The following is an 11982-nucleotide window of genomic DNA, read 5'->3' as shown; positions in this document are numbered from 1 at the left end:
CATATTGAGACGGCGACGAATAAAGGGAAAATTCGCCCGATGATTACAGTGTTTTCGCCTGCGCAGGGGGCAGGGACGGGAGCTTTTATCCATAACGCACAGCTGATTCGATATGCAGGCTATGGAACGGAGGATGGCATCGTGGGCGATCCGGCTTCCTTGCAAATCACGGCTATGTGCCAATCTCTCGGATGGCAGGGGGCGGGGACCCCTTTCGATGTCCTGCCGTTGCTCCTTCAAATGGGGAATAACGCGCCGAAGCTCTATGAAATTCCGAGCGGACTGGTCAAGGAAGTGGCTATCACRCATCCGGATATCGAGGCAATGGCCGATTTGCAGCTCAAATGGTACGCGGTGCCGATCGTTTCTAACATGTACCTTGAGATTGGGGGCATCCATTACTCGGCGGCCCCTTTCAATGGTTGGTACATGGGCACGGAAATCGGGGCTCGTAACTTCGCTGACGAAGCGCGATATAACATGCTGCCGCGTGTAGCTGCTGTAATGGGGTTAGATACTCGGCGCGATGCTTCCCTCTGGAAGGATCGGGCGCTTGTGGAGTTGAATGTGGCTGTGCTGCATTCATTCCAGCAGCAAGGCGTAGCCATTGTTGATCATCATACCGCAGCGCGGCAGTTCAAGCGGTTCGAGGAGAAAGAGGAKAAGGCCAGCCGTGAAGTCACAGGCGATTGGACGTGGCTGATCCCGCCGCTTTCCCCGGCGACAACGCATATTTTTCATCAGCATTATAGCAATGAAGTGAAGCTTCCCAACTTTTTGTATCGGGATGAAGCGTAGAGGAAACAGAGCAGGCGCCTTTGGTGGCCTGCTTTTTTTGTTGCTGGGTGAGGGGAGGGACTCGCGCCAAGTCGCACATTCCGCGTCGTAGAACCGCCTAGCACCRAGTAGCCATTGCGCGTCGTAGAACCGCCTAGCACCGAGTAGCCATTGCGCGTCGTAGAACCGCCTAGCACCGAGTAGCCATTGCGCGTCATAGAATTGCCTAGCACCAAGTAGCCATTCCGCACTATTTGACCGCTGCTCCAAGGCCCTCCTCCTGTCTATGTTGTACTTTGTACAACATAAAAGAGCCTTACACCCTGCCATTCTGCGCTACATTGCACAAAGTGCAATCATTTCAGCCAAAATGGCGTCAAAACCGCARTGATCTGGCAGAATCGTTGTACAAAGTACAACGCAGCAGGGGACAATGGCCGAATTGAGGCCATATTATTGTACAAACTGCAACATAGAGAAGGCAGCAGACATTGTTGGCAGCTGGTATTGGATGAGCTCAATCCGCGCCATTCGACCGCCCTGCACCAAGTAACCATTGCTAGTCATAGAACCGTTTCGCACCAAGTAGCCCATTCCGCGCCATTCGACCGCCCTGCACCAAGTAGCCATTGCTAGTCATAGAACCGTTTCGTACCAAGTAACCATTCCACGCCAATTGAMCGCCTTGCACCAAGTAACCATTRCTAGTCATAGAACCGYYTCGCACYAAGTAGCCCATTCCGCGCCAATTGACCGCCTTGCACCAAGTAACCATTRCTAGTCATAGAACCGTTTCGCACCAAGTAGCCCATTCCGCGCCAWTYGACCGCCYTGCACCAAGTAACCATTACTAGTCATAGAACCGTTTCGYACCAAGTAGCCCATTCCACGCCAATTGAACGCCTTGCACCAAGTAACCATTACTAGTCATAGAACCGYYTCGCACYAAGTAGCCCATTCCGCGCCATTCGATCGCACTGCACCAAGTAACCATTCCGCGCCACTAGAACCTCCTCGCACCAAGTAACCAATCCCACGTCATAGAACCTCTCCGCTCCATGTAACTCCCCCCGCGCCTTGTCTATGTTGCACTTTGTTCAACATAAAAGAGCTTTACACCCAGCCATCCCACACTACATTGCACAAAGTGCAATCATTTCAGYCGAATTGGCGCGAAATCGCACTAATCTGCCCTCTACATTGTACAAAGTACAACGTAGAGTGCGGCAGTGGCCGAATTAATGCCATAACATTGCACAAAGTGCAACGTAGAGAAGGCAATGGCCGTTGTTGGTGGCTGTCATTGGACGAAATCCAATGACAAGCAAGGTTTGACGGTTGGATCACACTTTTCATTGGAGTAATTCCAACGAAGCAGTTAATTCTTGCGTCAAATACGCTGATTTGATCGGTCGTGATTGGATTTCGTCCAATGGAATCACACATTTGGCCTCTCACGCAGCCTCTGCATTGGAATTCATCCAATGCAGCAGACGCCCGCAGCTCGTCCGGGGGACGCAAGGCAATTTGAACTTCAGTTGAACTTTATATGCCTGCCCGCAACATGCGCTGCTTCATCAGCCTAGCCTTTTCAGATCTCAGAAAGTTGGTAGGCAATTTCACACGTCTGTAGTATGATTTGGCAAGAAACATGTGCGCGAATCCAGATGGAAAAGGGGAACCCCACTTGTGGCAGAAGGTGGCTAATTGGAACACACTGCGTAATCAAATGCTGGCCGGCTTCGTTTTTGTAATGATCATCGTGCTAATTTGCGCCGGCGCTATTACGTTCAACTCGGTATCCACCCTCCTGAACACGAAAGCGGAAACGCAGATGAAGCAAATCGCCTCGCAAGCGAACGGCAGGCTCGAAGCGATCATTTCGCAAATTGACATGCTAACGCTGCAGGCAGTCAATGACGCCTATCTACAGCAGCTATTTCTTTCAAATGTGCTAGGCAAAGAGGTGACCTTTAGTGATCGGCAGGCGTTGTTGAAAATCGCCAATCACATACAAGCATATAGCGGTGTAAGCAACGTAGAGCTGTACACGACTGGATTTGTACGTTTGTTCCCGTTGGATGATCAGAAGATGTCCGATCGGGTGGACAACTATTGGATCGAGCAGGCGGACAAGGAAAAAGGAAAGCTAGTCTGGATCGGGAACGATCCGAAGGAACCCGGTACGGTTCTTGCGATTCGACGGATCAATTTAATTGACCGTTGGTTTTCGAACGGCGGGTATTTGCTTGTCCGTATCAATAGCAGCTATTTTGATTTTCAGAAACAGTTAACAGATACAGGTAACCACCAGGAACTACTGGTGCTGGCAGACAGCTCAGGTCGACCTATCATACCGGATGGTGAAGTAACGGATGGTGAAGTCACAGACGGTGTAGGCGAGTTAATGCAGACCTCCTCTCAGACTGTGACGATCAAACAGAAACGCTACATTCTGGTGAAGCAGCCATCGGAACAAACCGGATGGACACTTATGATCTTGTACCCGGTCAGCGATATTACCGATGGAATCTCCGTTCTGCGTTGGGCGATTATCGTATCCGGGGCGATTGGGTTAGTGTTGTTCATTATTCTCTCGTTCTTGCTCTCGATGATGATTACGCGGCCCATTCTAAGGCTTATGAGAGCTATGAGAAATACGCGGCAAGGCGTGTTGACACCAAACCTTACGAAAACGTATACAACAGAGCTGAACGATTTGAATATGACCTACAATCAGATGGTCGACAATATCAACGGACTCATTAAGCTGGTGTATGAAAAAGAAGTGATCCAAAGCCGAACGGAACTGCAAGCGCTTCAAGCGCAGATTGATCCGCATTTTTTATACAATACGCTGGAAGCTTTGTACTGGTCCTTGCAGGATAAAGATGAGGAAGAACTGGCTGATCTCGTTGTCGCGATGTCGGACTTGTTCCGCTATGTGATCGGCAGTCCCAATAAGGATGAATGGGTGTCGATGGGAGAGGAATTGGAGCACATTAAGCGGTATTTGAGCATTATGAGTGTGAGGTTCGGCTCCCGACTGGTCTGGGAAATCAACATCGATGATGCGTACAATCATGTCCTTATCCCCAAACTGCTGATTCAACCGTTGGTGGAAAATGCGATTCTGCACGGCTTGGAAGGAAAAACAGATCCTGGTCTCATCACAATCCGTGTAGAGCCTTCACCTTTGGAAGCTGCGGAGCTGCGCATCATGGTCAGCGATGACGGACCGGGGATGAGCGAGCAGACGCTCCAAGCCGTCAAAGATGCGATGGAACGCGGAGGCGCACCGTCGGGCAAAGGGAAGGGCATGGCGATTTCCAATGTGCAGCGCCGCATTCAGCTGTATTACCCAGCCCTGGCAGAGGGCAGCAGAGGCTTATTCATCCACAGTATTCCGCGTCAAGGGACAAGCGTCAGCTTCGATATTCCGATTCATAAGGAGGATAACGATGATTCCACCGAGCAAAACAATTCTGATCGTCGACGATGAGCCGCTAACTAGAGAAGGCATCCGCAAAACGCTCGAAGCCTGGTCGATCGGCCGCTACTACATCATAAGCAGCAGTAATGGAGCTGAAGCGTTGGAAGTGTTGAATACCCGCCCGGTGCATCTGCTTATCACCGATATTCGCATGCCGGAGATCAGCGGACTGCAAGTCGTAGAGGACTTGCGCAGATCAGGGCATAAGCCTGTCGTTATCGTCATCTCGGGACATCCCGATTTCCAATATGCTCAAACCGCTATTCAACTTGGCGTCGTTAACTATTTGCTGAAGCCGATTAAGAAGAGCAAGCTCCTCGAAGCCGTTGAGCAAGCGCTGCAGATTGAAGAGGAACGCGGACGTGTGGAAACAATGGAGAAAATGGTTGATTCCCGGCTCATGCAGGCCAAAACCGTTTCCAAGAACTACAGCCCTACCGTCAGGCAAGCCGTGCTTTATGTCGAGGAGCATCTCCAGGAACCTCTAGGTATGAGCGAGGTGGCCGGGCATATCCATTTGAACCCGAGCTATTTCAGTGCTCTTTTTAAGGAACAGACAGGCTTCACTTTCAGTGAATATGTCACGAGGAGCCGGATTCAGAAAGCGAAGGAGCTGCTTTTGCAGACTAGGCTGACGATTGCGGACATTTCTGAACAGATTGGGTACCAGACTTCGAAATATTTTATCAAACTGTTCAAAGACTACGAAGGGATCAGTCCGAATCAATATCGCAAGCAGGCGAATGAGAACGAAGAGCAAATAGAAACCCAAAAATAGTGGTATATTTCCCGATAGTCGTTACTCCCTGCCGTCGTAATGAAAGCGCTACAATAATACTCGTAGCAAACATAGTTTAAGGGGGAAACAACGCATGGCAAGAAAAACGCTTACATGGACGATGACGACGATGCTTAGCCTCGGTCTGGTTCTATCCGGGTGCTCCAGTTCTACAACGGAAAGTGCCAGCTCACCGCAGCCAGCCAAGGAAACAGCGAAGGCAGCCGCAGAGAGCGCGCAACCAGCTAAGAAAGTAACGATCAAAATGATGCACCTCTGGCCGACCGGGAACTCCGCAACGCAAAACAAAATTGTAAACGATATCATTAAAGAGTATCAAACAGCTAATCCGAATGTAACCATTGAACAAGAAGTGCTTGAGAATGAGCAATATAAAAATAAAATGAAGGTTCTGTCCACTTCCAACGCTTTGCCGGATGTAGGTTTCACATGGGCTGCAGGTTACATGGACCCTTATGTAAAAGGCGACATGTTCGCTCCGCTTGATGACCTGCTGCAAGGAGATTTGAAGGATAAATTCGTTAACGGAACGACCAACGCTTATGCTTTTGGCGGTAAAACCTATGGGCTTCCTGTGGAATTGAACATCGTGCCGGTGTACTACAATAAAGCGATTTTCGCGAAATATAACCTGCAAGTGCCGAAAACCTATGATGAATTCAAGAATGTGGTCAAAACACTAAGCACCAACGGCGTTGCCCCAATCGCACTTGGGAACAAGGATCGCTGGACCGGCTCCCTGTGGTACATGTACCTGGCCGATCGCATCGGCGGACCGGAGACTTTGAAGAAAGCCATTGACCGCTCCGGTTCATTCAATGATCCTGGTTTGATTCGCGCAGCTTCCGAAATTACGCAATTGGTTGATATGAATGGGTTCAACAAAGGCTTCAATGGACTTTCTAACGATGAGGGCAAAGCCGAATTCATGAACAGCAAAGCGGCTATGTACATGATGGGAACATGGGAGCTGCCGAATTACACGACGAACAAAGATGTGCCACAAGCCTTCAAGGATCAAATCGGCTTCTTTAAATTCCCGACTGTCGATGGCGGCAAAGGGAACTTGGACAGCTGGGTTGGCGGACCGGGCGTAGGATTGTTCGTTGCCAACAACTCGAAAGTCAAAGAAGAATCCAAGAAATTCGTCTCTTTCTTCGTTCAGAAGTGGGGCGAGCACGCGATTTCCGAAGCGGGAGTTATCCCAGCGACGAAAGTTGATACTTCCAAAGTGAAACTGCCGCAAATGTACATTGACTTATTAAATGAACTAAATAAAGCGAGCAACATCACATTGTTCGCTGACGTACAGATGAAACCAGCTTCCGCTGAAGTTCACTTGAACATGATTCAAGCGTTGTTCGGCAAGGCGGTCACGCCGGAAGAATTCGCGAAAAAGCATGAAGAAGCATTGGCCAAAGAAGGTAAGTAACCAAATCGAGTGGGAAGGACATATTCCGACACCGCGGTATGTCCTTTTCCTTTATCGGTAAGAAAGGGAAGTGTCAGCTATGGATAAAGTCATGTCCAATAAATCCATGATCGCTTTGTACGTCATTCCCTCGTTACTTCTGGTTGTGGCCCTTATCTACATGCCGATCGTCATGACGGGCTATTACGGATTAATGAAATGGGACGGCGTCGGTAAAATGAGTTTTATCGGCTTGCAAAATTACATGGAGCTGCTTCGCGATGAATTGTTCTGGAGCAGTGCGAAGCATTCTTTTCTGCTTGCGATCTTTTCGGCGCTGAGCCTGCTCGTCTACTTGTTGGTAGCGCTGGTCCTATCGGCTAATCTTCGCGGAGCGAATCTATTTCGTAAAGTTTATTTAATTCCGATGCTGCTGTCTTCGGTAGCAATTGCCCAACTATGGCTGAAAATTTTCCACCCGACGAACGGAATGCTCAACCATATTCTGACGTCGCTGGGGGTCCTGCATACACCAGAATGGCTCTCTAATCCATCGATTGTTCTCTATGCTATTTTTATTCCGATCCTGTGGCAGTACGCGGGATTCTATATTCTGATTTACTATGCCGCTTTGAAAAATGTACCCACTTCGCTGATTGAATCCGCGCGCATCGACGGCGCCAGCCCATGGCGAATTGCGTTATCCATTCGTATTCCTTTAATCGCCGAAGTGATGAAAGTAACTGTAGTTCTTGCGGTTGTTGGGTCGCTGAAATATTTTGACCTGATCTATGTGATGACAGGCGGTGGACCGAATGGTGCCAGCGAAGTAATGGCTTCGTACATGTACCGCAAAGCGTTCAAAGGCTACGATTTCGGCTACGCCAGCGCTATTGGCTTTTTCCTATTGATCATCTGTCTCGTTGTGACATGGTTGATTCGCAAGGCAACAGCATCCAAAGATAATATCCAATATTCGTAACGAAAGGAGCTTGATTAGGGTGAATATCGAAACGATAGAACGTCAAGCGCAGCCTCAGGTTATGCGGAGCAAGCTGCCGGAGCGGATTGGATATGGCGTGCTGTATGCTATTTTGACCATCGTTGCTGTGATCCAGGTCGTTCCTTTGTTGTGGCTTATGTTGTTTTCCTTAAAAAATAACGAAGAAATATTTAACCTGGCGCCAATGGCCTTTCCAGAACGGCTGCGCTGGGAAAATTATGAGAAGGTATGGACGCAGGGCCATATCAACAATTACTTTTTCAACAGCGTCTGGATGACAGTGGTTTCCGTAGCGGTTACGGTATTGTTGGCTAGCCTAGTCACCTTCGCATTAACGAGGATGAAGTGGAAGCTGCAATCGTTCGTGCTCGGCCTGTTTATGGTCGGGTTGATGATCCCGGTGCACTCGACGCTGATCCCGCTGTTCAGTTTTTTCACAAAAACACACTTGACCAACCATCCCTTGTCCATCATCCTGTCGTACATCTCTTTCAATCTGCCGATTACGATTATGATTATGCTCGGATTCTATTACACGCTGCCTCGTGAGGTGGAAGAAGCAGCTGTCATGGACGGCTGTTCGGTGAATCGCATGTTCTTCAGCATCACGCTGCCGATGACCGTATCGGTGTTATCTACGGCTGTTATTATCAATATGATCTACAATTGGAACGAGTTTATTTTCGTCAATACCTTCATTAGTTCGGAGAAATATAAAACGCTAACGGTTGGTGTGCAAAATTTCATCGGTCAATATACGACAGACTGGGGAGCCATCGGCGCAACGTTGATGATCAGTATTTTGCCGATTCTGCTGGTATTCCTGCTCCTTAGCAATCGCATTGTGGAAGGCATTGCTGCGGGTTCTGTTAAAGGGTAATAACATCATAGAATGTTCACTTGTGAAACTCTCGTCTATCGGGGGTTTATTTTTTTGTGAAAAAGTGGACTTAACTAGGTACGGACAGATATGACACTCTATGTTACAATAGGACAATGCGAAATTGACCCTCGGATGAATCAACGAGATTCATAAGGGACTGTAACTAGATAGTGAAAGAAGGATTCGATTATTATGAAAAAAGGGCTTTGGTACGCCATTATTGCCTATATCGCATGGGGGTTGCTTCCTGTTTATTGGAGATCATTTGAGTCGCTGCTTGCTGGAGAAATCTTGGCACACCGCGTCATTTGGTCATTTGTATTTATGGCTTTGCTTCTATTCGTAGGGCGAGGGAAAATGGCGCAGCTTCGCAAAATGTTTACAAACCGCAAGACATTGCTTGTGGTCGCGGCCAGCTCGATCTTGATTTCGTCTAACTGGCTGATCTTCATCTGGGCTGTCAACAACGGGCACGTCATCGAGACGAGCATTGGATATTACATTACACCCTTGTTTAATGTCATGCTTGCCGTCCTGTTTTTGCGTGAAAAGCCGAACCTTGGTCAGTGGCTTGCTGTCGCTTTGGCGGGAGCCGGCGTTCTGGTAGCTACGATCGACTACGGCAGATTCCCGTGGGTATCCTTGTCGTTGGCGGCTTCGTTCGGCGTCTACAGCCTAGTGAAAAAGAAGGTGTCCTACGAGGCTTCTGTTGGACTAGCTGGGGAAACAGCGATGGTTTTTCCAATCGCTGTCGCATATATCGTTTACTTGCACTTCACTCATCATGAAGCGGCTTGGTCGCTTCCGACTCTTTCGTTTGTGCTGCTTTTATTATCAGGCGCGGTAACGGCTTTGCCATTACTGTGGTTCGCCAAAGCAGCAGCTCGGCTTCCGTTATCGATGCTGGGCTTCATTCAATACATCGGACCCTCCATTACGCTGCTGCTTAGTGTATTCGTTTTTAAGGAGAAGTTTTCGCCTGTGCTGCTTATCAGCTTCTCGCTGATCTGGGCGGCGCTCGTCGTCTACGCCTTGGCGTCGATGCGTGTGGCTCGGACGAACGCTGCTACTGCTGCTGCTTCGGCTGCGGAGGCGGGGTAACCCGGGCTTAGTGTGGCACAAAGATCTAATTACTTGGAGTAGCTAGTTTAGTGTGGCACGTGAAGCGGCGGTAGTGGTCAGGTAGAGGTTATTGCTATAGTGATGCTGAAGGGATTGCACAGAGTTTGCATCCGCGCACCCATGTGGCACAAAGATCGGATTACTTGGAGTAGCTGAACTAGATGGAATCGGCGTTAACCACAAGTAATTTCCCACGCAGGGTAGTCCAGTTCCAAGGGTGCTATGAAGTCGTCTCAAAGGGACGGTCCATTATGCCCACCTTGCCCGCCTCAGCTGAAATAAAGGAAAATTCTACCGTTAATCTACGCTGATCAGTGGCAGGGAATGAGTTAGCGGTAGAAACTACAGCTAAATCACCTGTAGCTACCCGATCCCCGCTAGATATGCCGATTTTAGCGGTAGAAAATGCAGTTAATAGAGCAAAAGTGGAGCAATAGCGGAAAATAGCAGGAGTAATCGGCGTTAACTACAAGTACCTAATCAATTAGCAGTTTCTCCAGCAAATTGATTAGAACCACCCGGCACCGGCGAAGCCAAACCGCCATCCGAATAAAAAGGGCTATCCCACAAGTCACAACAGACTTGTAGGGATAGCCCTTTTGTTCGCGGTGCCGAAATTACGGCACACCCTCACTCCCTCAACGCCGCTTCCAAGCGACAAAATCGTCTTGGAATTTTATTTTATTTCAATATTTAAAATTTGAAATAAAATTTCTTGATTGGCGACTGGGAATCCGTTACCATAAGAGAAGATCATCTTGTATTTTTAAAAGAATATTCGTATGATATTAGTAATTTTAGCTCAGATAATATATGGCGAGTAGGGAAGAGCGATGGCAATTAACGATAACATTTTGATCAAAATTCGGGATATGAAAGAAAGTTTAACACCCGTAGAGAAGCTGGTAGCAGATTACATCTTAGAGAATTTAGAAGAGATTCCTCATCTATCGATTAAGAGTCTTGCTCAGTTGACGAAAACTAGCGACGCTTCGGTACTGCGGTTCTGCAAAACAATGGGGTACAAAGGTTACCGTAATTTCATCGTCAGTATCTCTGCTTCAATTGGCTCTATGGATGATGAGCAGAAGGATCAGTATACCGATATTCAGCCTGGGGACGATCTTTMGATTATTATCTCTAATATTTCCCGTAACAATAGCAAATCGATTGAAGATACATTAAGTGTGATTGATAAAAATGAAATCGCCCGTGCGGTTAAAGTGCTGCGCGAGAGCAGCCGCATTGTTTTCTTCGGGATTGGTGCATCCGGATTGGTCGGTATCGATGCGGAGCAGAAGTTTTCGCGGATTAACAAGATGTGCCATTCCTATACAGACGGACACAGCCAACTCACAAATGCAACACTTCTTGATAAATCGGATGTGGCTATCTTCATTTCAAACTCCGGCAGCACCATTGAAATTATTGAGTCGCTGGATATTGTCAAAAAGAATGGGGCTTGCGTCATCGCGATCACGAAATATAATAAAAGCGAGTTAGCTGAAAAGGCGGATATCGTGCTCAGCATATCTACACCTGAGGTTACGATTCGCAGTGGGGCGATGGGATCGCGCATTGCGATGTTAACCGTAATTGATATTCTGTTTGCTGGAGTAGCCAGCGCAGAGTACAAAAAAGTGAAGAAATATTTGTCCAAAACGCATGATATTATCGCCAGCAGCAAGCACCGCAAATGAATAAGAAAGACAATGGCCAAGCATGATAAAGTCGTTGTCTTTTTTTTGTCGTGATTCAAAATAAAAAATCAATTTTTTATTGTAAAATAAAATAAAATTTCAAAAACTATTGACCATGATGAAATTTTTCGCTAGTATGAATTTAGAAACTTAATGAAACAGGATAGGAGGATGAGACAATGGATGAGTATCTGTCGGGGTTGACTACGGAAGAGATTAATGAGAAAACACTGATGATCGACGAATGTACAACAGAACAAATGTTACGTTTGATGAATGAACAGGATGCGACAGTTCCCGCAGCCGTAGAAGCGGAGATTCCGCAGATTATGAAAGCGGTTGACATTTTGCATCATGTGCTGAAAAATGGTGGCAGAATGTTCTACGTAGGGGCTGGATCTTCTGGCAGACTCGGTGTGCTCGACGCTTCTGAATGTCCTCCTACTTTTGGTGTAGATCCCATGCTGGTGCAAGGTCATATTGCTGGTGGCGACGTGGCCCTAAGATTTGCGGTTGAAGGATTTGAGGATAACGCAGAAGAGGGGGTCGCACTTATTGAGCGTTGCGGAGTGACTGACAAGGATGCGGTTATTGGTATTACAGCTAGTGGAAGCGCACAATTCGTTATTGCTGCTTTGAGAAAAGCGCAGGATATTGGGGCTGCGACAATCGGCGTTGTAAATAACAAGAACTCGAAACTAGCACCTGTCTGTGACGTATGCATCGCACCTGTCGTTGGGCCGGAAGTGATTATGGGATCCACCCGTTTGAAAGCGGGGACAGCACAGAAGCTG

General features: G+C 47.8%; 9 protein-coding genes. All 9 read left to right on the top strand.

Annotated features, from left to right (window positions below):
- A partial coding sequence (locus AC1DUA_RS06840; RefSeq protein WP_477499012.1) for a nitric oxide synthase oxygenase occupies positions 1-798 on the top strand: 798 nt, incomplete at its 5' end.
- A 1666-nt stretch (positions 799-2464) separates the two neighbouring features.
- Entirely contained in the window at positions 2465-4279 is a 1815-nt protein-coding gene (locus tag AC1DUA_RS06835) for a sensor histidine kinase (RefSeq protein WP_477499011.1), read from the top strand.
- A complete protein-coding gene (locus AC1DUA_RS06830) occupies positions 4239-5048 on the top strand; it encodes a response regulator transcription factor (protein WP_477499010.1) in 810 nt (269 codons plus the stop codon). Before AC1DUA_RS06835 ends, AC1DUA_RS06830 begins: the two co-directional genes overlap by 41 nt.
- A 94-nt stretch (positions 5049-5142) precedes the next feature.
- Complete coding sequence (locus AC1DUA_RS06825) at positions 5143-6501, top strand: extracellular solute-binding protein (protein ID WP_477499009.1); 1359 nt, start codon at positions 5143-5145, stop codon at positions 6499-6501.
- A gap of 79 nt (positions 6502-6580) precedes the next feature.
- Positions 6581-7462, top strand: coding sequence for a carbohydrate ABC transporter permease (locus AC1DUA_RS06820; protein ID WP_477499008.1), 882 nt, complete (start codon positions 6581-6583; stop codon positions 7460-7462).
- A gap of 61 nt (positions 7463-7523) precedes the next feature.
- Positions 7524-8363 (top strand): carbohydrate ABC transporter permease, encoded by an 840-nt coding sequence (locus tag AC1DUA_RS06815; RefSeq protein WP_477499013.1) that lies wholly within the window; start codon positions 7524-7526, stop codon positions 8361-8363.
- A 195-nt stretch (positions 8364-8558) separates the two neighbouring features.
- Positions 8559-9467, top strand: coding sequence for an EamA family transporter RarD (rarD, locus tag AC1DUA_RS06810; protein ID WP_477499007.1), 909 nt, complete (start codon positions 8559-8561; stop codon positions 9465-9467).
- Positions 9468-10321: 854 nt separating this feature from the next.
- Positions 10322-11188, top strand: a complete 867-nt coding sequence (locus AC1DUA_RS06805) for a MurR/RpiR family transcriptional regulator (RefSeq protein ID WP_477499006.1) — start codon at positions 10322-10324, stop codon at positions 11186-11188.
- Positions 11189-11367: 179 nt separating this feature from the next.
- Positions 11368-11982, top strand: a 615-nt coding sequence (locus AC1DUA_RS06800; RefSeq protein ID WP_477499005.1) for an N-acetylmuramic acid 6-phosphate etherase, incomplete at its 3' end; no start/stop codon positions are given.

This window comes from Paenibacillus sp. 01T422, assembly GCF_056398785.1.
This window is presented reverse-complemented; position numbering and strand designations above follow the sequence as displayed.